This is a genomic window from Rufibacter sp. JT3400010 (genome assembly GCF_054956755.1).
In genome coordinates this window covers 164,960-185,440 of sequence record NZ_JBUDXA010000001.1, presented here as the reverse complement: position 1 = coordinate 185,440, position 20,481 = coordinate 164,960, and the positions used below count along the sequence as shown (strand labels likewise).

Sequence of the window (20,481 nt, the reverse complement as noted above, 5' to 3'; positions counted from 1 at the left end):
AAATTTGATAATAGATGAATGTGTAAAGATGCCTCAAATACTTTTAAGAAAGTACCCAAGGCATCTGTTTAGTTTAAACCAAAGCGCCCACCTGTTGCTGGTAAAGTTCTTTAGACAATAGGTACAACGACTGTTTCAAAGGCATAAAGAACATGGTCTCTGGAATAAGCTCGCGGTCAGAAAGTCCGCGCAGGGTTTCTTCCAGCACCATGGTGTAGCTGTCTTGAATGTGGTTGCGCATGAAGTTCAGAACCCAGTGCGGGTCAACCTCTACGCCCATGGAACGCATCTGCGGGGCAATGTCTGCATCATCTAATAACAGTTCCAGACAAGCCATCACATTGCTTAAAACCTCCTGCCGAAGAGCTGAAGTAACCTGGCTTTTGTTCACCGGCTGTAAAGCGTTTTCACCAGTAGCAACTCCCGTAGGGCGCATGATGGGAATATCTGTGAGGTCAGAAAGGTTGTTGCCTTCCAGCGCCATGGCTCCGCCGTTGGCGGTTACTTGTTTAGGATTGTCTACCAACACCAGTTTGAAGTTGGCCGGAGGCTCCTGGCCCGTTACTTTCCGGAAGATGGTTTTAGCATAGCGCTCCACGTTTGACAGGTTATTGCCCGCACTCAGCAACTTGATGTACAAACTGCCTTGTCCACTGAAGCAGATATAACGTGGCACCTGCGCTCCAATCTGCTGCGTGAGCTGCGCCAAATGATACATCAATGACCCAAAGTGCAGGTAGAACATCAGACGCAGTTGTCTGGCTTGCAGCAGTTGGGAGCTGTAGTGCAGTTCTTTGTCATAGCTGAACAGCAAACTGGTGATATCCGCGGAGTTGAAATCTGGGTTATCCATCGCCGTTTCCAGGAACTTCTTGTATTCCTTGCCTTCTTCGGTGAGCGGAATCTGGAGCACGTGAGCCACACCGTATTGCAGCAAGCCATTGTCTTTGCTGGTCTTCACCGAGGCAAAGCCATCGCCCCAGAGGTCGTTGCCCGCGAAGCGGAAAGAGGCACTGTGCGACGGTTTGCGGTTGGTGAACAAGAGCACGTCAGTAGTACCGCCGCCTATGTCTACGTTAATCAGGTTCTCGTCCTGGCTAGGCACTACCGCCCCGGTTCTGGACAGGAAGTAGAAAGGTGCCACCGACTCTGTGATGCAGGCGGTATTCCGGCCGTTTTTGAAAACGGAGCTGTAAACCCCATCCCACACGTTCTGGAACATGTTGCGCGAGTAATCGTCAAAGCTCAACGGCGCGAACCACACCACTTTGGTGTTGGCCACGTTGCCGTGGTTCAGAACCACTTTGTTTTTGATGAGCAGCATGATTTCGGTGAAGAACGCTTCAATCCGGCGTTTACCGGTGTTTGACAGCGTTTCGCTCCACTTCAAATCTGTATGGTAATTCTGTTTGTATTGGTCCTGGTGCGTGCCCTCCGTGTTGATAGAGAACCCAATGTTGATGTTCCCAAACAAGCTCGGAATCTGGTTTTCAAAGTCGATGGACTCGCAGGTAGCTGTTCTGGTAGGGAATGAATACAGCGAGCCTCCGGCATTAACAATCAATGGGATAAACTCCCGTTTCAACAAGGTCTCAACGGCAAACAAACGCCCGAAGCCACGCTTGTGGAACCGTTGGTAATCCGTTAAGGAAGAATCATCCGACGGTTTGTTCAGCATCACCAACTGCTGGTCGTTGGCCGTTATGGAAAACTCTTTAGGCGGCTGGTTGGCTCCCGAGGTGTACGCGATGTGCGTGTTGGAAGTCCCGAAGTCCACGGCAAACGTAAAGCTTTGGATGCCCTGCTGCACCTCCTGGTACTTGGGAACAATCAAGGCTCTTCCGGTCACGTCTACGCCGGCATGCACCAACTCGGCGTAATCAAAGTGCGTGCCCCTGATTTCATAGTAAGTACTACCCGCGCTGCTGTTGCTCTTTTTGGTTCGGCGCTGCAAGGTGGCAGAAATAAGGCCACCGCTGGGTTCCAACTGTCTTCCGCCTGCATAGAAATTAAGCACATGGTTTTTGTTTACCAGCAAGGGGTCAATGTCCTCGTCTACCAACATCACTTTGTAAAAGTCATTGTAGGTAGGCGCATCAGTGAACTTGTAGAACGGAAACACGCCAATGCCTACCCTTGATTTCAGGATATGGCCTTTCTCCGGAATAACTTCACCGTGCGAATTTTTAGAGTTTAGCGGGTTATCATAGTAGCTGCGCTCATAGACAATGTTGCCCTTCTCCGTAGGGATTTGCAAGGTGATGCGCACGTGGTTTACATCTACATAGAACGTGAGATGATTGGCTAAATCATGCGGTGTAAAGTAATGGAAATACAGGCTGGTAACAGGCAACAGGTAATTGAATACTTTCTCTGTCACACCCGGCTGGTAGAGCACAGTTCCGCTAAAAAATCTATCGGTGTTCACTTCATACGGCACCTGCACAATAGTTTCCTGCAACAGGTCATTCACGGTGAGGTACGGGTAGTTGAAACCAACCCCAGGTAACGAGCGGCTTTCAATCTCTTTACTGTCTGAATAGCCCACGTTGGTGTTGGCGGGCCAGGCCAGGTTGTTCACGTATTTCACATGCGGCGCTAACCGCAAGTCCGGCTTCAACACGATAGGTCGGTCACCAGCGAACAGGGGATTGGTAGGCCGAAGAAACAAATCACTGCTGGTCACAGCGGTTTGGTCTTTCTTCACCAAAAAAGGCAAGTGCCCCACGTGTACCGGATTCTGCTGCAAATCTACCAAGGGCAGGTACTCAGAGGCGATGGTGTTCTGCCCCACTACCCCCGACATGCTGATACTCTTCAGCAAATGCTCATCCAAGGCATTGTACACCGCTGGAAACGCACGGATATAGTCTGGATTGGAAACGAACAGCTTGTGTACATACTCTTGGAAATCACGCTCGCGGTCATTCAGGGCAATGTAGTTGTTGTCAAAGTACACGCCTACGTTCTGCGCCCGGTTTATAGCTAATGGCTGTACATTAGGCGACACAAACAGGAAGGTCAGCGGCGAAGTACCGCCCAACAACTGCAAGTGACGGTCGCCTCGGGGCGATGTAGATTCCAGGTAAAAAAGGAACAGGTCTTCTACGCCATTGAACCGGCTGTCATTCATGAACAACTCCAGCGTTTTGCCCAACAAATTAGTGTTCGGGTTGGCCTGCATGGCTGAAAGTTGCTGGTGCTTGTTCCAGCGCCTGATGACTATTTTGTTTCCGCCCTGCGCGTAGCTCTGGTGGTTGTAGAGCAGTTCCCATAAGTCCCAGAAATGGGTAACAAACTTATGGTAGATGCTGTTCTGCGTGCTGGTGACCCCTTGCTTGACAAAGTCGAAGGCTGTTTCAAACAGGTGCATGCGGGCAAAAGGCGTGGGAATGGAAGCGTTTATCTTCTGAGCCCGGCCACCGGCACCATCCACCATATCTTTAATCTCGGTGCTGGTAATCTGGCTGGTTTTAGCCCACCCTTCTACGTTAGAGCCGGTTTTATGAAGACGAAGTACTTTCGGCATAAATCAATCTGTTTTAAAGATGTTTTGGTAAAAAGAGGTTGAAAACAATCAAGCTTTCAATGTGCCTCTCTTTTCATTTTTTGAGGATGAGGATGTGTATTTTTACATCTCTGTTTTAAGGCCATTTTCTAAAAACTAAGGCCTAAACACTAAACAAAAATCAGGCTATGGCGCGGAAGTTACTTCCGTGACTTACTGAATCTTTATTGAAAGTCACGGAAGTAACTTCCGCGCCATAGTATCATCATCTTCCGATAATTATTCTCTTACTCAATGAAGCAACTGCTTTGCTTCTTCCACAGCCTTGTCATCCCCCTACCCCCTTCAAAGGGGGACGATGCGAATTTGTATATTCTAAATTCTAGGAATATTTCAGCTTATCCTCTACCAGGTTGTTGGTAGCAATCTCAAAAGCTTTGATGGTTGCTTTAAAGGCCTCCCGGTCTGATACCGACTCTGAGGCTCGGTTCAGTTCTTTCACGAAGGAGCCTTGGTGAATGCCTTTGTTCAGGAAGCCGGTTTCTACCTGTTTATCAGAAACCATGCGGTTAAAGTCCGGCTCATTCAGATGGAAAACCGAGAACGTCCGTTCCATGCGGTTCAGCTCTTTGAGCCAGGAATCATAGCCATAGTCAGGGCTGGTCAGGAATTTATTTAGTTCCTTGAAAATAGGCTCATTTCGCATGGCACTGGCTAAGTCCACTCCTTTGGCATAGGCTGCCTGGGCATCTTGCGGAACATGAGTGGTGTAGTAGCGTGTAAAGTAGTGGAAACGAATCAGGTTCTTGGCTATTCTGTCGCGGGTTTCCTGGTCTAAATGGGAGAACTGCACATTATCTACGTCTTCGCGCAAGCCGAATTCATGGTACAGCGCAGAACCGGTTAGTTCATTGTCTGTGTAATCCATGAAATCAATGATGGACAATGCACTGAGCAATTCTACCAAGTGCGCATCGTTTTTCTGGCTCGCTCTACCCGGATTGTTTTCCAGCGGTTTGTCTGGCGTATCACCAATATAATAGGTGGCGTTTACCCCCGTCAGGTGATTTTGGTAATACGAGAGCGCGTCTTTGGCTTTGGTGGTGAAGGTGTTGGAATCAATGAAATCTGCCTCTACTCCGGCGGCGGGTTGCTCTAGCGAGAAATACGGCAACACCACCATGGCACCGGTCAGCGCCGAGTTCAGGCTGGAGGCATTGGGAAGCTTGGAATGCACGTCTTTGAAGTTCTTCAGCAATAGCGGGAATCCGGCGGCACCGGTGCCGCCAAAGATGGAAGACACAAAGAAAATGCGGTCCCCGGCCTGAAAGTTGGAGGCGAAGAAACGCATCTCTGGAGAATCTATAATCTCATTCAAGACCACGCTGCCCACGTTCGGGCTGCCTCTGAAACCCACATCTAGGCTGTTGTTCAGGTTTTCGGGGGTGAACAGCAAATCTACCAGGGCCTGGCTGTCAATGTCTAATTGATTGTAGCCCACATGGTCTTTGAACGGTTTGTTGATACCTCCGAAGTCATAGACAAAGGAATCTCTGATTTTAGAGGAACCGTCGCCGGCAATGCTGGAAAGTGTACTGATGTTGGTGTGGAAGAATCCTTCGTCCCGCTTGCCCAATTGGTCGTGCAGGTGTTTGTAGGTTTTGAGAAGTTCTACCGTGCGGTTCATGTCCCCGTTCTGGGTGTCGGGGTCAATGATGATGGGTACTATCTTATCACAGTTCTTAATCTTGACACCGGCCGCCATGAGCATGACCAGAGAACGAATAACTCTGGAGCCCGTGCCGCCAATCCCGAATACAAAAAGTTTTGCCATAGTTATTTAGAGTGAGGCCATTTCATAGGAGTTGTCCAAGCCTGGACAGACCCTTTTTTCAATAGTAGGGAGAAAATAAAAAACAGCACCAGGCTGAGTATCGCGTTTACCAGCGCAAACGTGTAGGTGTAGGAATGCGTCTCCACGTTATTGTTGTTTACCTGCATAATGGGCACAAAGAAGGCAATGGCGGCATTCAGAAACAGCATGATGACCCAGTGCTTCGGTTTGTAAAAGCCCGTACTCATGACCCGGTTAAAAATATAATAGTACAGGATGACCATGGCCAGCGAGATAAGAATTAACTGGATACCAGTGTTCGGAAACACCACCTCGCGGTAATCATTGGTGTAATTGGCGGGCATGGGCCGCCCCAGGAAAAGCTCATACAACCCGGAGAAGAAATTCTGAATCATCCTTACTTGTTTTCTTTGTTAAACTTCATGGTTACACTAAACACGTTGGCACTTTTTTCTCGGTACAGGGCCTGCACACCTTCTATGATATTGGTCAGCTGATAGGTTTTCCGTGGCGCACCCGCTGGGTTATTATCGTTTCCGGTAGACCATTGGCTTACCCAGGTGGGCAGTACCTGCGGCAGCTGAAGCGTGATAGTACCTGTGTTTGCTGTCAATTGTGGCACTCTTACCCTTACAAAATGCGTGTACTGCGCCAATTCTGGCGTGGCCTTCACGTCTTCTGAAGCTGCAATTACTGTACCAAGAGACGCCTTGCCCCCGGTCACGGCCAGCTTCAGGTTCCGCTTGAGGAAGTTCACCTCTTGCATGGAGGCCGGAAAATCACTTAGATTCATGCCGATAGTAAACTCTACCGGTTCCTCTTTTTCTGGCATTAAATTCACGCTGGTACACACCTCCGCGGTTCGGCTGGTACAGTACACAACGCCCGCCGGGCGGAATGTATTTGATTTCAGGATGGCCGAGTAGGTAACATTAGGGTAAGCAAACCCAAAGTACGCCTGCTGGGCCGGTAAATTCCGCAGCACCTTATTGATGACGGTCTGTACCTCCTGCTGCTTGCCAATTACCCAAATATAGAAAGGTACTTCCTCGCCGTTCAAGGTGCGTTTTACGGCTGGTTTCTTCACCGCGGGGTAATAACTGCCAAAAAACGGCGAGGCATTTCCCAACACCGCCACTACCAGATTCTGGTGCTCCGCCTGCTTCAGACTGCTTCTGATATCAGAATCCAAGGACAGAAACTGACCCGGATTGTTGGGGTCTGGTCCATGGATGAAATCGGAAATAATGACACTAACGGCATTTCTTTTGACAGAATTGGTCAGGGCTGCCTGTAGCATGTCTGGCAGAGGGGTACCACGCACATCGGCTTTTATCCCGCTGGTGATGGTGTTCTTCAGGGTGTTATAAGAGACACTGTCCAGCACTGGTTTTCCCTGACCGTTTTCGCCGGCTAGATAGTAGCGCTTGGCATTTACGTAAATACCGTCCTGAACTTCTGAAATGAGTTTGTTCAGTTGACGCTGGAAGACGGTGGGCTCTTTCTCGGCGGCCGGAGGCGGCATGAAACCCTTCATCCCATTGGAGACTTCCAGGTAAAGGTCCACGTCTACTTTAGAAGCCGTAGTGGCGGGGCTCGTCTCCTTTGGTTGAGGGTTAGCTTTCTGAGGTGGCGTCTGCCCCTGAGCCGTGGTGTTGTCTGGGGTGCTTTCCTCTTGTGTGCTCTTTTTGGTATAACACCCCGAAAACGCCAGCGCCACGCAAAACAGCAGCACGTGCCCTTTCTTCATACAGCTTCTTGTATTCATTCCTTTGGTATAGGTAATTATGCGCACTTACTTAGAATATAGTAATAAGGTTATCTTTCAAAGAGGCCTAAAAACATCCGGGAAAGTACTGATAGAACAATCCAGCCGGTAACCTCCTGGCGTCTAACACAACTTCTGGAAGCAATATAGAAAAAGGAATGGAACAGTCGCTACGCTAACGTGAACCTGTCAGATTCGTCTTGCCAGAAATTGTCCGCCTGTAGCTTACCACAAGATAGCCCCTACCTATACGTACACCTAACGTGTTAACCTACTCCTTTATTAGTACAGGTAACTCCTGGCGGTGGTTTGGGTATACTATTGAAAAAAGAAGCCAAAAACATGATAACCGCCTATAAACTGTACGCCTCTGAAGACGGACATTCCCATTTCCTGAAAGGCACTATCACCGAGAAGCTTATGACGGGCGTGGAAGAACTCCACTTCAAAGAAACCCCCGCAGATTTTGATTATGACTGGCACACCGCTCCCACTACGCAGTATGTGTTAACCTTAACCGGAACCTTGGAATTTACCACCAGTCTGGGCGAAGTTTTTATTGTAAGACCCGGCGATGTTCTGATTGCGATGGACACCATTGGCAACGGGCATAAGTGGCGCATGCTGGGGGACGAACCCTGGAAAAGAGCGTACGTGGTTTTTGCAAAAGATACCCACATCAACTTCGTGCCAGATTGAATTCTTTCTTTTTGTTATTGAAGTAGCTGTACAGATTTAAGAAAACAGTTCTAAGAAGCTTACTGAAAACCAGTTATACTTTTCTTTTAATTCACTTTACCAGTTCAAAACGAAGAAAATGAAAATACTAAAATTTAAAACCAACATATCTGGAGACGCTCAGATTGATAAAGTCGCTTCTTTTCTAGATGCTGTGGAAGGTGTTGAGAAATGGCAGATAGACCCCGAAAAAGAAGAAAACATCCTCAGCATCTCTGGGAGTAACCTTGATCCACAGAAAATTGAAAATACTCTGAAGGAAGCTGGCTTTACCTCAGAGGTGCTCCGGGTTCTTGGTACCGATGGAGAAGGGCTTTAACCAGACCTTCCTTCCGGAAAACAGCATAGCCCTAACTCATGCCTTGAATCTTCTGAGGATTAGCCTCGTAAGAAAATGCTTAGATGGACATTAAACCAACAAATCATCCTTACGCAACAACTATGAAATATTCTTTAAAGCCTCTGAACGAGCAGGTGATCGTAATTACCGGAGCCTCAAGCGGTATTGGTTTGGCCACAGCCTTAGCCGCCGCCAAGAAAGGCGCCAAATTGGTGTTGGCTTCCCGCAACCGTGAGGCCCTACTTCAGATTGAACAACAGATCAGAAGCGAAGGCGGACAGGCCTACCACTGTGTGGCTGATGTGGGCCGCAAGGAAGAAGTACAATGGATCGCGAATGTAGCCATGGCCGAATTCGGTGGGTTTGATACCTGGGTGAATGATGCCGGTATCTCCATCTATGGCCGTCTGGACGAAATCACCGATGAAGATGCCCGTCGGTTGTTTGACACCAACTTCTGGGGCATGACCTATGGCTCTTTGATAGCGGCCCAGCACTTGAGAAACAAAGGAGGCGCCATCATTAACGTGGGCAGCGAAGTGTCTGACATCTCTATTCCTTTACAAGGCATGTATGCTGCCAGCAAGCACGCGGTGAAAGGATTTACAGATGCGTTAAGAATAGAGTTGATGGAGGACAAAGCGCCCGTATCTGTCACCCTTATCAAACCTGCCGGTATAGACACCCCTTTCCCGCTCCACGCCAAAAACTACACAGACCACGAGCTGACTTTACCCGCTCCGGTTTATACGCCAGAGGAAGTAGCCAATGCCATTTTGCATGCGGCGGTACATCCGCAACGTGATATCATGATTGGCGGCGGCGCCAAGGCGATGAGTGCCTTGAACAAACGCTTTCCAGGAATGATGGACTGGATCAGTTCTAAGTTCATGACCGAAGAACAACTGCGCAAAGAGCCGGCCATGCACCGCGAAGGCGCGCTCCACCAACCCGGCAAAGATGGCGAGGTACGCGGTAACCATGAAGGTTACGTGATGAAAACCAGCCTCTACACCCGCGCTAAACTGCACCCCCTAACCACCGGTGCTCTTTTCGTAGCCGCCGGTGCCGCCGCGTATGCCTTATGGACCAGCAAAGCCAATAAAAACGGCAGCCAATATGGCTATGATGCCCCTGATGACTACGACAACGACCTAGATGATGACGTATTGATCTCCACCACGGTCATTTATGAAACCGATGACACCTCCTACCTGAATGATGATACTTCAGGAACTAACGGAGGATTAGGAACAGATGATGGCTTAGGTACCAACGGCGGATTCCAGACGAATAATCCTTCATTAGGAAATGACCGGTTGTAGACCTATTTTGAAGTAAAGCCAAACATCTGGTTTAAGGGTGTTTTTCAAAAAAGAGGGTGTTTTTGAATTCTAATGGAGTTCGGAAGCACCCTCTTTCTTTTGCCTGTTGCTAAGAAAATTCTCTTCGGTTATACCCGATTCACCTGAATGTGTTCTTTTGAATGGCATGCAGAGGGAGACCGGTTTTCAGGTATGAATTTCTCGTACCATCGTGCTGTCATAACCAAGTTGGTATTTCATGTACTAGTTAGTGTTTCTTGTCATTCGTGCCATTGTTGGTGTTATCACCAACAATCCTTTGTCGGCTCAATTTCCAAGGCATGCGTACGAAGTTTCAGTGTAACGTCGCTACAGGATAGTAGAAATGGCAGAATGGTGTTTGTAAAAAACAAAAAAGCACTTACCTCATTGGTAAGTGCTTTTCTTTGGGAGAGCCCCCAGCCGGGATCGAACCAGCGACCTACTGATTACAAGTCAGTTGCTCTACCAGCTGAGCTATGGAGGCTTTTTGTTTTTAGAAGCTGGTGATTTCTAAAAAGCGGTAGAAAAGTGAAGATTTTCAAAAAACAGCACTTACAGGTTGTGCCTATAAGTGCTGTTTTGTTGAGAGCCCCCAGCCGGGATCGAACCAGCGACCTACTGATTACAAGTCAGTTGCTCTACCAGCTGAGCTATGGAGGCTTTTGCTTTCATCTCCCAGGTGGTTTCTGAAAGCGATACAAAAGTAGAGGTCTTTTTGGTAAATGCAAAAACCTCTATAAACTAATTTGATCGCTTTTCACAAAGACCTTGAATGTCAAGCAGAAAAAATTACGACCGAAGCGCTTTCAACTGTCTTTTCAGGTGCTGAATTCTGTTTTGGGCTTCATCAATCTTAGACTGATACTCCTGACGCAGCTTTTCGGCGTTCTTAGAACGGGCAAAAAACTCAATATTGGTCTTTAACGTGGAGATATCATTTTCCAGTGAAGTGATGTCGCGGCGCAGATGCTGCTCTTTCTGGTACAACTTCTGGTCACCATCTGGGCTTGACTTCAGATGATTCAGTTGCAACTGGAACAAGGTCTGCTCTTTCTGCTGCGGGTTCATTTCCGGAATTTTGTCCAGGTACTTGGCCAGCAGTTGCTGGAATCTATCTTCTACTTTAGGATTACGCTTCCCTTCAGAAGAAAGCGTTTGCCACTCCTCGTTAATCTGGTTGAATTCAGCGGTAGAACCTACAAACGTAGGGTCAGAAACCTTGGTCGCCAATTGCTCGCAGAACGCTACTTTCTGGGTAGACAACTGGTTTAGGTGCGTCTCTTTGTTCTGCGTTTCCTGGTGCAGTCTGTCAAAGAAAGCATTGCAAGCTGTTCTAAATCGGTTCCAGATTTTATCGGAATATTTGTCTGGTACGCGGCCAATGGTTTTCCATTTCTTCTGAAGCTGAATGAGCTTCTCTTTGGTGCTGTCCCATTCTTCGCTGGCCTGCATGCTCTCCGCCTCTTCGCACAGGGCTACTTTTTGGCGGTAGTTCTGCATCTTCTCTTCGTCCAGGGCTTTGAAGAAGGTATTCTTGTGGTGGAAGAAGGCTTTGTAGCTGCTCCAGAACGCTTTGTTTACTTCCTCGGCATTTTCCTTGGGCACCAATCCGGCCGCGTCCCAAGCTTCTTTCAACTGCTGAATCTGGTCGGTTTTGTCGCGCCAGTCGTTGATACGGTCAGACTTGAAATGCTGGAACTGCTCAATCTGGGCCAGAAGTGCTCTCTTTTTCTCCAGGTTAGCCGTTTCTTCGGTACGGCGGGTTTCAAAGAACGCTTTCTTACGGTCATGCACCTGTTCAGAAGCCTGGATGAAACGGTTCCATATCTGGTCGCGGGCTTCATTAGGCACCGGGCCAATGTGCTTCCATTCGTCATGTAGGTGACGCAGTTCCTGTAAGGCCTTGTTGATGTTCTCTTCGTTGGCCAAGCCTTCGGCCCGCTCGCACAAAGCAGTTTTAGCGTCCAGGTTCCGCTTCCGGTCCAGCTCTTTCAGTTCGAAGAAAATGCTGCGGTTGTTGTAGTACATGTCCAGCAAAGCGTGGTACGAATTCCACAACTGCTGGGCTTCGGCATTAGGAACCTGCCCAATGGCTTTCCACTCGTTCTGCAGTTCTTTAATGCTGTTGCCGCTGGTCTGCGTCTCAGATTCCACCAGCACGCGCAGGCGTTCCAAGAGATCGCGCTTGCGCTGCAGGTTCTGGACTTTCTGCTCCTCTTCCTGGCGTTGCTCCCGGAAACGGGCTTCCCGGAAACGCTGCATGGCCTGCTCCACGTCTTTGTGGGCTTTGGGTGCATTGTACTCAAAATCATCCGCAGAACCGCCCTCGGCGATAAAACGATTCAAGGCTTCCTGCCGCTCTTCCTGGAAATGGGGCTCGTAAATCTTGTATAGCGTATTCAGGGCTCGGCCAGATTTGCGCACATTGCCTTCCTGGGCCAGCGAAAGAATCTTAGACCGGATTTCGTCTACGGAAAGGTGGCTATAATCTTCTTCCTGGGTTAATTCCTCTTCCTCAACATGTGCTTCATCCTGCGGAACAGCGGTTGCTTCTGGTTGGGTAGGTGTTAGCGCAGGAGTTCCTTCCTCAGAAACGGCACTTACCGGTTCGCTGGCAGGTGCTGGCTGGCTGGCTTCTGCTTCCGGGGCAGAGAAGTCAGTAGCAGGAGCACCGGCATCTCCAGATGGCTCCGTGATCACGGCCTCAGAAGCCAACACAGAAGACTGTGTTAATTCTGGTTCTACCTGTGGGGCAGCAACTTGGGTGGCCTCAGCTTCAGGGGCACTTTGAGCGGTGGGGGTTTCTTCCACAGCCTCTACAGGAACAGCGTTGTCTTCCTGACGCGCATTTATTTCTGCTAAACGTTCTTCCAGAATTCTCCGCTGGTCAAGTGTTTGGTCAGAGGAAACTTGTTCTCCGGTAGAGGGAATTTCCGCATTTTCGTTTTGCTGGTTTTCCGGATTCTGATTCATCATACGCGTGGGGCTTAGCGCCTTTGGGTTAGTTTAAACTTGGGTCTGCGGGATAGTTGGCGTACATCTTATACTTTCCGCCCATTTCCTTTAATATGTCGCGCCACAAGCTATCTATATTCAAAGTAAGCAATTTATTCGCAGCATTGTTATTCACAAACCAAACATTTTTCTCAATTTCTTCTTCCAGTTGCCCGGGGCTCCACCCGGAATATCCCACAAAAAACCTTATTTCGTCCTGTGTCACAAGGCCCTGGTTCATCCATCTGGTAAGTTCCTCAAAGTCACCACCCCAGTACAGCTCAGAAGAAATGGATTGGGCGTGTGTCAGGTTAGGCAGGCGGTGAATATAGTGCAAGGTATTCGGCTGCATGGGTCCGCCTACCGCCAGGGGCATGTCAAAGACCTCGTCATTGATGTCAATCACGTCAGACAGATGCAGGGCAGACACCCTGTTCAATACCAGACCTACCGTACCCTCTTTGTCGTGCTGGCAGATGACTACCACACTTCTCTCAAAATTCGGGTCTCCCAGAAAAGGTTCTGAGATCAGGATACTCCCCTTTTGGATTTCTTTCGCCGTCTTTCTTGTCATCTTTTTCGTGGGTTTACTCTCTATACGTACTGAATTGCCATAAATATGGTTTGCAGGTACGTTTATATTAGAATTCCTGTAAGAAACGCGTAAACCCAAGCTCTCGTATGCCTTTTTGTTTAAATGAATGGACATTTCAGAACATTTCCTGCCTGTTTAGACAGAAAAGCCTACTTTTGATTTTGCCACCACTTTTGCCAAAACGCCATGGAAACCCCTTTGTCTCTAGCCGATATCCGGATCAATTATTCCCTGAAGGAACTCACCCTGGAGGCAGTTGCTGAAGATCCTTTAAAGCAGTTTGAAATCTGGATGCAGGAAGCCCTGGCGGCCAAGGCCGATGAGCCCACCGCCATGACCCTAAGCACCACTACCGCCAATGGCAGACCGTCTGCCCGAGTAGTGCTGCTCAAAGCCATTACGCCGGAAGGTTTTGTCTTTTACACCAACTATGAGAGTTGCAAAGGCCAGCAATTACTGGAGAACCCGTTTGCCGCGCTCACGTTTTTCTGGCCCGCGCTGGAAAGACAAGTGCGCGTGGAAGGAACGGTGGAACGGGTTTCCCCTGCTGTTTCTGATACTTATTTCCATAGCCGCCCGCGCGGAAGCCAGATTGGGGCTTGGTCTTCCCCACAAAGCCAGCCTATTCCAGACCGTACCATGCTGGAGAACCTGGAGCGGGAGTATTCAGCTAAATTCCAGGAACTGGAAGTCATTCCCCGGCCCGAGCACTGGGGCGGTTACCTGGTAAAGCCAGAGCGGATCGAGTTCTGGCAAGGCCGCCAGAACCGTCTGCATGACCGCCTTTTGTACGAGGTGGAACCCAACGGCAACTGGCACATTCAGCGGTTAGCTCCCTGAGGGTTTACCGCCTCCTTTTCCTAAAACAGCTTAAAAACCGTCAATGGCTGACATTCTACCCCTCAAAGGCTTTCGGTACAATCCCAAACTCCCGTTTTCCATAGACGCGCTTACGTCTCCCCTTTTTGACGTGGTTTCTGTAAAACAGCGGCAAGCCTTGTACCGGAACTCCTATAACAGCATCCATTTATCCGTACCGCCCGGGCCAGACCCTGCTGATAGCGCCCGCCGTACGGCTGAGCACTGGAAACGGGCCGGTATCTTGTTGCAGGACCAACTGCCGGGCATTTATGTCTATTACCAGTATTTCACGCTGCCAGGCTCCAGCCGCGAGTATTGCCGAAAGGGCTTTATGTGCCACATTAAAGCATACCCTTGGGAAGAACAAGTCATCCTTCGGCACGAGAACACCATTCCGGCGGCGGTGAACGACCGCATAGAATTGCTGGCTCAAACCAAGATGCACACCAGCGCCACGCACGGCCTCTTCACTGACCCCTCTTTTTCCCTAGAGCAGTACATGGATGAAAGCATTACCTCTCCCCTGTATGAGTCTGAAGACTACCAGGGCGTGCGCGATGTCCTTTCCGTGATCCATGATGCCGAGGTGATCCAGAAGTTTGTGGAGCTGCTGAAAGGCCAGCAAGTGATTCTGGCAGACGGCCACCACCGCTATGAAGGTTCTTTGCAATACCGCCAGAAGATGCTGGCGCAATACCCAGCCGCCACAGGCGAAGAGCCGTTCAACTATCACTTGATGTACCTGACCAATGCCGCTTCAGATGATTTGCGCATTCTGCCAACGCATAGGCTGCTAGAGACTTTACCCCTTTCACCTGAAGTTTTCCTGGAAAAGCTGCACGAGTTTTTCACCATCACGCCCCTTGAGGAAGCCTATGAACTAAATGAGATTCTGGTAGGTAAAAAATGGGCCTTCGGGATTTATGTACAGGGCGAGGCTTACAAAGCACGGCTCAAGCCCGAAGTCCATGCCCAACTCACCTGGGATCTTCCGCAGGAAGTGAAAGACCTAGACTTGACGGTCATGCACTATTTCATTCTGGAACGGGTGCTGGGTATAGCACAGGAAGAACAGCGGCAATACGAAGGCCTTTCCTACGTGCGCTCCTTCGCCGAATGCCTGTCTAAAGTAGACGCGGGCAAAGCGCAGCTGGCCCTGCTCACCAATGAAGTGAAAATGGAAGAAGTGCAGCGTGTCTGCCATTCCGGGGCCGTGATGCCCCAGAAATCTACCTTCTTCTATCCCAAAGTAATCTGTGGTTTTTTATTCAGCTCAATAGACGAAAATGAATTTTACTAAACAATACATCCTGGCCTCCAACTCGCCGCGCCGCAAAGAACTGCTCACCAACCTGGGGTTGAACTTCCAGACAAGAGTAAAGGAGATTGACGAGAACTATCCGCCGGAACTGGCCCGGGCTGAAGTGGCCGAATACCTGGCCGCCCACAAAGCCAGCGCGTACCGCGAAGACCTGCAACCCGAGGAGGTCATCATCACGGCAGATACCATTGTGTGCCTGGACGAAATCATTCTGAACAAACCGTATGACCATGCCCAGGCCACCCGCATGCTCACCATGCTTTCGGGCCGCAGCCATGAGGTGTACACCGGGGTTTGCCTGCTCAGTTCAGAAAAGAGCGTGGTTTTTCATGATGTGACCACTGTGCATTTCAGAGACCTAACCCGCAACGAGATAGACTTCTACATTAACCAGTACAAGCCCTTTGACAAAGCCGGAAGCTACGGCGCGCAGGACTGGTTGGGCCTGGTGGGCATTGAACGCATTGAAGGTTCCTACTTCAACGTGATGGGTTTACCGGTGCACCGCTTGTATGAAGAACTACTGATTTTTTAATGCTACTTGGTTTGCCTTTGCTCCAAGCGTTTCGTTAAAATCTAACGCTTTGATGAAGATTTGCTAAATATGAATTGAATTGATGAATAGAATTTGCGAAATTGTTAGATGTTGACATAAAGATCTTCGTATATATAATACGATATATTTTTCACCTAACAATTATCGTTATGGAACTTACCAATAATCTTCCGCTGGTAGAACGTAAGAACAGCGCCAGTAATCCCGTCTGGATGGATGCCTTGCGCATGCTGTTAGGAATTTTCCTTTTTGTGAAAGGGATTTCATTTCTCATGAACACAAGCGACATCTTCTATCAGTTCACCCAGGAACATACCATGGTTCCTTTCAAGAAGGCTCCCATGTTTTATAGTGTGGTTCATATAATGGGCGGTTTGATGATCGCCTTCGGTTGTTTAACCCGGTTTGCCCTTCTTTGCCAGATTCCCATTCTGCTGGGCGCCGTCTTCTTTGTGAACTCAGAAAAAGGCCTTCACCTGCAAAACATAGAGCTGTGGATTTCGATCTTGGTTTTATTTCTGCTCTTGTTCTTCATGGTAGTAGGCCCCGGCAGGTACTCCGTAGATAATAAGATCTTCCGGCAAGCGCACAAGCCTTCGGCCGAGTAGTTTTATGGGCTGCTTTCGAGTAATCTCATTAGAAACCGGTTTTAACCTTCTTTTTGGAAAATCTCTTTAAAAACAGAAAACCCACTATCAAAGCTGATGATGGGTTTTCTGTTTTAAGGCTAGAAGCTGAAAAACTTACTTAAACTTATCCTTTAAGATTTCAATCTCAACTCCTGGTGAAATGCGCTCATACAGAATATTGTAGACAGCGGTAGTGATAGGCATTTCTACGTTCAGGCGCTTGTTCAATTCGTAGATACTCTGCACAGCATAATAACCTTCAGCCACCATGTTCATCTCAAACTGGGCAGATTTTACGGTGTACCCCCGGCCAATCATGTTCCCGAAGGTGCGGTTCCGGCTGAACTGCGAATAGGCGGTTACCAGCAAATCACCTAAGTAGGCGCTGCCTTTCAGGTCACGGTGCAGGGGCATAAGCGCATCTAGGAAACGCTCTATCTCCTCCATAGAATTGGAGACCAGCACCGCCTGAAAATTATCACCGTAGTTCAGACCGTGGGCTATGCCGCAGGCCAGCGCGATGATGTTTTTCATAACCGCACAGTACTCCACTCCGTCAATGTCGTCCAGCGGATTGGCCTTTACGTAGCGGTTGCGGAGCAACGTGCAGAACGTTTCGGCCCGATCCCTGTTATGGGAGCCGATGGTCAGGTAAGACTGCTTTTCCAGAGCGACTTCCTCGGCGTGGCACGGGCCCGCAATGACGCATTGCCTATCAGCGGGAACGCCGTAGTGCTGCTCCAGGAAATCAGTGATCAAGAGGTTCTCGTCCGGGATCATGCCTTTGATAGCCGATACCAGTGTTTTTCCTTGCAAGGCGTCTGCCGCCAAGGGAGACAAGGCCTGTTTCACGAAGGCCGCCGGAACGGCCAGAATCACCCAGTCTGCCTGGGCTACGGTCTGCTGAATGTCACTGGACGGATGCACATACTCCAGGTCAAACCGGACCCCGCTGAGGTACCTGGGATTGTGGGCGTATTGCCGAAGGTGCTGCACGTCTTCCTGGTTTCTGAGCCACCAGCTGACATCCGTCTTATTTTCTGATAAAATTTTGACCAGGGCGGTGGCCCAACTGCCGCCGCCCAGCACGGCTACTCTTTCTCTTTCCTGCAAAACTTATTTCTCTTCTTCAGACGTGTCTTCTTTCAATTCTTTACTCAGGGACTTCTCATCCTTCACCGTCACCAGATCGCCTTCTTTCAACTGCTTGGAAACCGCTCTGAATGGACCTGAAACTACTTCCTGGCCCGGCTTTAAGCCAGAAAGAATTTCTATGTTGTCAAAGTCGCTGATACCGGTGGTTACTTTCACCATTTTCACCTTTCCGCCTTCATGCACAAACACTACTTCTTCCGGACGTTCTTCCGGGCGAGCTTTCTCTTCCTGCGCCAAGTTGTTCTGGCCGGCAGTGGCTTTAGCGTCCTTGTTGTCTTTGGCGCGGGTAGTCACGGCGGCCAAAGGTACGGAAAGCACGTTGTTTTTCTGGTCTGTGATAATGTCTACCGAGGCTGTCATACCCGGTCTGAACGGTGTACGGCCGTTCTTCTGAATAAGATCTTGGTAAGATTCATTGAGGACCCTGATGCGCACTTCAAACTCGGTCACCGCCTCCAGGGAAGCAGCGTCTTTGGCGGTATTGGCAATGGAGGTTACTACGCCTTTGAACTTACGGTTGGTGTTGGTATAGGAATCAACCTCCACAATAACCGAGTCATTCAGGCGTACCCGTACAATGTCGTTCTCGTTTACGTCTACCCTAATTTCCATGTTGTTGAGGTTGGCAATACGCATGATTTCTGTACCAGCCATCTGCGACGTACCTACCACGCGCTCACCGCGCTCTACATTCAATTTGGAAACGGTGCCGCTCACCGGCGCATAGATGGTGGTTTTGTCCAGGTTTCTTCTGGACTCTTCCAATGATGCACTCGCACTGCGTACGGTAGACTCAGCGGCGCGCACGCTTTGCCGGGCGGCGTCCACTTCGGCGCGGTTGGCTTCATACTGTGATCTGGCAGCGTCGTACTCAGACTGCGAGATAACTTTCTGCTCAAACAACTTGCGGTTACGCTCATACGATTGCTGCACGTTCTTGCTGTTCGCCAAGGCTTGGTTTAGTCTGGCTCTGGCCTGGGCCAGGTTAGCGCGTTGGGTATTCACCGAGGCCGACTGCATCTCTACCATCGCCTGATAGTTGTCAGGACGAATACGGAGCAGCAACTGACCAGCAACTACTGAATCACCTTCTTTCACGTACAGCTCGGTAATCTCACCTGAAACGTCTGGGCTGATCTTTACTTCAATCTCGGGTTGTACCTTGCCAGAGGCACTTACTTTTTCTACAATGGTAGTAGGTTTTGCCTTGGCCACTACTACTTCAATTCCTTCTTCTTTTCCAATCCAGCCCTGCTTTTTGGCGACAATAAGGCCAACCACTAATAGCACCAGCAGGCCGCCAAGAATGTATAACAGTTTGTTTGATTTACGTTTTGCCATGATAGGATTAAAGTGTGATGGTTTTGCCTTGGTAGAAATCTAAAATTTTCAGTCTGAAGGTGTAATCGTATTTAGCCTGGATAATGTCTGACTGTGCTTTCACCAAGTTGTTGCGGGCCACGTTGAAGTCCACGTTGTTGATCAAGCCGTTGTTCAGGCGAATCTCCGCATTCTTGTAGGCTTGTTCAAAAGCTTCCAGTTGTCTTCTGGCGGCCACAAATCTTCTTTGGGCGTTTACCGCATCTGTGTAAGACTGGGCAATGGTTTGTTTCAGCTGATTTTTGGCAATGTCAGAATTGATTTCGGCGTTTCTCAGACCTATTCTGGACAACTGCACATTGTTGCGTACCCTGAACCCGTTAAAGATGGGCACACTCAAGTTGATGCCTATGAACTGCCCTATGTTATCCTGCAACTGGTTAAAGTAGGGATACTTCAAGGAGGTTTGCTCCACAGACGGGGTATAGATGTAAATGGGCGTACTCATATTCTCGTCCTGGTACCCCACTAACGTTCTTTGCGAAAACGGATCCCCGAAAGATAAAAGCGAAGAACCACTGGAGTAACGGGTATTGACACTACCTACCAAACTTAACGAGGGCTGATAGCCGCCTTTAGCGATGGCAATGTTTTTATCTGCACTCTGGATGCGAAGCCGGGTTCTTAATATTTCCGGCATTCTTTCTGAAGCCGTAGCATACACCTCTTCGGCGTTGAAACCAATCACGGTCTGGTCCGGATCTGGAATCTGCGGTACCTCAATGGCGAAGTTGGCCGGGTTGGCCTCGGTGAGATTCAGCAACTGAATCAACTGCAGCTCAGATAAGTCAATATTGTTCTGGGCAGTGATTATATTCAACTCATCACTAGCAATTTGCGCGTTGAGATCTAACACATTGCTTTCAGGAACGCTTCCCGCTCTGAACAGCTTTTGGGTACGCTCCAACTGGCTCTGGGTAAGATTTAACCGTTCCTGGTTGGTTCTCAGAATCTCTTGGTTGAGCAGCACATTCATGTAGGCCGTCACCACATTGATGGTGACGTCATTCTGCACTTTCTGCTGGTCTAATTGACTGGCCTTGTACTCCAGTTGGTTCCGTTTAATGGTATTCTGCGCCTGCAGCCCGCTGTAGACATTGACCGAGCCGTTGATGCCCACGTTACCAGACCAGATCTGCGTGTTCTGAATCTCATTTCTTACCGGGTCCAGAAAGAAACCATTGTTGAAGCCGTGAGAACCACTTCCGTTAACAGAAGGCAACCGGTTGGTTTTGGATTGACTTACATCAATGGCCGCCTGTTCCACAGAAAGGCCAGATTGCCGCACCTGCAGGTTGTTTTTGATGGCGTGATCTACGCATTGCTGCAGTGACCACACGGTTTCAGTGGCCGTGGTGGTTTGAGCCAGGGACAGGGTATGGCAGCCGATGACTAATCCCAGGGTTGAGAGAAATTTGGAAGAGAAACGTCGCAT

Annotated in this window: 16 protein-coding genes and 2 tRNA genes; 7 read left to right on the top strand and 11 right to left on the bottom strand. The window is 49.1% G+C overall.

Annotated features, from left to right (window positions below; translation table 11 throughout):
* Nucleotides 1–73: 73 nt before the first annotated feature.
* The 4 genes from ACY0JR_RS00750 to ACY0JR_RS00735 all read right to left on the bottom strand — a co-directional run bounded on the left by ACY0JR_RS00750 (nucleotide 74) and on the right by ACY0JR_RS00735 (nucleotide 7,113).
* Nucleotides 74–3,529: a hypothetical protein gene (locus ACY0JR_RS00750; protein ID WP_462631876.1), complete on the bottom strand. Its 3,456-nt coding sequence runs from the start codon at nucleotides 3,527–3,529 to the stop codon at nucleotides 74–76.
* Nucleotides 3,530–3,890: 361 nt separating this feature from the next.
* Nucleotides 3,891–5,342 (bottom strand): hypothetical protein, encoded by a 1,452-nt coding sequence (locus ACY0JR_RS00745; protein ID WP_462631875.1) that lies wholly within the window; start codon nucleotides 5,340–5,342, stop codon nucleotides 3,891–3,893.
* Between the two features lie 2 nt (nucleotides 5,343–5,344).
* Nucleotides 5,345–5,758, bottom strand: a complete 414-nt coding sequence (locus ACY0JR_RS00740; protein ID WP_462631874.1) for a hypothetical protein — start codon at nucleotides 5,756–5,758, stop codon at nucleotides 5,345–5,347.
* A gap of 2 nt (nucleotides 5,759–5,760) precedes the next feature.
* Nucleotides 5,761–7,113 (bottom strand): hypothetical protein, encoded by a 1,353-nt coding sequence (locus tag ACY0JR_RS00735; protein ID WP_462631873.1) that lies wholly within the window; start codon nucleotides 7,111–7,113, stop codon nucleotides 5,761–5,763.
* Between the two features lie 360 nt (nucleotides 7,114–7,473).
* Between ACY0JR_RS00735 and ACY0JR_RS00730 the strand changes: the two genes are divergently transcribed.
* The 3 genes from ACY0JR_RS00730 (at nucleotide 7,474) to ACY0JR_RS00720 (ending at nucleotide 9,534) form a co-directional block, all read left to right on the top strand.
* The gene (locus tag ACY0JR_RS00730; protein WP_462631872.1) at nucleotides 7,474–7,830 is read left to right on the top strand and encodes a cupin domain-containing protein; all 357 of its coding nucleotides are present in this window, start codon (nucleotides 7,474–7,476) and stop codon (nucleotides 7,828–7,830) included.
* A gap of 118 nt (nucleotides 7,831–7,948) precedes the next feature.
* Complete coding sequence (locus ACY0JR_RS00725; RefSeq protein ID WP_462631871.1) at nucleotides 7,949–8,188, top strand: heavy-metal-associated domain-containing protein; 240 nt, start codon at nucleotides 7,949–7,951, stop codon at nucleotides 8,186–8,188.
* Nucleotides 8,189–8,310: 122 nt separating this feature from the next.
* A complete protein-coding gene (locus ACY0JR_RS00720) occupies nucleotides 8,311–9,534 on the top strand; it encodes an SDR family oxidoreductase (RefSeq protein WP_462631870.1) in 1,224 nt (407 codons plus the stop codon).
* A gap of 432 nt (nucleotides 9,535–9,966) precedes the next feature.
* On the opposite strand, the gene ACY0JR_RS00715 is transcribed toward ACY0JR_RS00720, so the two are convergent.
* From ACY0JR_RS00715 to ACY0JR_RS00700, 4 genes are all read right to left on the bottom strand, one after another.
* Nucleotides 9,967–10,039 (bottom strand) — tRNA-Thr (locus ACY0JR_RS00715).
* Between the two features lie 103 nt (nucleotides 10,040–10,142).
* Nucleotides 10,143–10,215 (bottom strand) — tRNA-Thr (locus tag ACY0JR_RS00710).
* A gap of 129 nt (nucleotides 10,216–10,344) precedes the next feature.
* Nucleotides 10,345–12,531: a DUF349 domain-containing protein gene (locus tag ACY0JR_RS00705; RefSeq protein ID WP_462631869.1), complete on the bottom strand. Its 2,187-nt coding sequence runs from the start codon at nucleotides 12,529–12,531 to the stop codon at nucleotides 10,345–10,347.
* A 25-nt stretch (nucleotides 12,532–12,556) separates the two neighbouring features.
* A complete protein-coding gene (locus tag ACY0JR_RS00700) occupies nucleotides 12,557–13,123 on the bottom strand; it encodes a YqgE/AlgH family protein (RefSeq protein ID WP_462631868.1) in 567 nt (188 codons plus the stop codon).
* Between the two features lie 207 nt (nucleotides 13,124–13,330).
* Between ACY0JR_RS00700 and pdxH the strand changes: the two genes are divergently transcribed.
* The 4 genes from pdxH (at nucleotide 13,331) to ACY0JR_RS00680 (ending at nucleotide 16,490) form a co-directional block, all read left to right on the top strand.
* Nucleotides 13,331–13,984 carry a pyridoxamine 5'-phosphate oxidase gene (pdxH, locus tag ACY0JR_RS00695; RefSeq protein ID WP_462631867.1) on the top strand — a complete coding sequence of 218 codons (654 nt, stop codon included), beginning with the start codon at nucleotides 13,331–13,333 and terminating at the stop codon, nucleotides 13,982–13,984.
* A gap of 43 nt (nucleotides 13,985–14,027) precedes the next feature.
* Entirely contained in the window at nucleotides 14,028–15,305 is a 1,278-nt protein-coding gene (locus ACY0JR_RS00690) for a DUF1015 domain-containing protein (RefSeq protein ID WP_462631866.1), read from the top strand.
* Entirely contained in the window at nucleotides 15,292–15,861 is a 570-nt protein-coding gene (locus ACY0JR_RS00685) for a Maf family nucleotide pyrophosphatase (RefSeq protein WP_462631865.1), read from the top strand. Before ACY0JR_RS00690 ends, ACY0JR_RS00685 begins: the two co-directional genes overlap by 14 nt.
* A 170-nt stretch (nucleotides 15,862–16,031) precedes the next feature.
* Nucleotides 16,032–16,490 carry a DoxX family protein gene (locus ACY0JR_RS00680; protein WP_462631864.1) on the top strand — a complete coding sequence of 153 codons (459 nt, stop codon included), beginning with the start codon at nucleotides 16,032–16,034 and terminating at the stop codon, nucleotides 16,488–16,490.
* Between the two features lie 135 nt (nucleotides 16,491–16,625).
* On the opposite strand, the gene ACY0JR_RS00675 is transcribed toward ACY0JR_RS00680, so the two are convergent.
* The 3 genes from ACY0JR_RS00675 to ACY0JR_RS00665 are packed head-to-tail and all read right to left on the bottom strand — an operon-like array spanning nucleotide 16,626 to nucleotide 20,481.
* Nucleotides 16,626–17,624: an NAD(P)H-dependent glycerol-3-phosphate dehydrogenase gene (locus ACY0JR_RS00675; RefSeq protein WP_462631863.1), complete on the bottom strand. Its 999-nt coding sequence runs from the start codon at nucleotides 17,622–17,624 to the stop codon at nucleotides 16,626–16,628.
* Nucleotides 17,625–17,627: 3 nt separating this feature from the next.
* Nucleotides 17,628–19,007 (bottom strand): efflux RND transporter periplasmic adaptor subunit, encoded by a 1,380-nt coding sequence (locus ACY0JR_RS00670; protein ID WP_462631862.1) that lies wholly within the window; start codon nucleotides 19,005–19,007, stop codon nucleotides 17,628–17,630.
* A gap of 7 nt (nucleotides 19,008–19,014) precedes the next feature.
* Nucleotides 19,015–20,481: a TolC family protein gene (locus ACY0JR_RS00665; RefSeq protein WP_462631861.1), complete on the bottom strand. Its 1,467-nt coding sequence runs from the start codon at nucleotides 20,479–20,481 to the stop codon at nucleotides 19,015–19,017.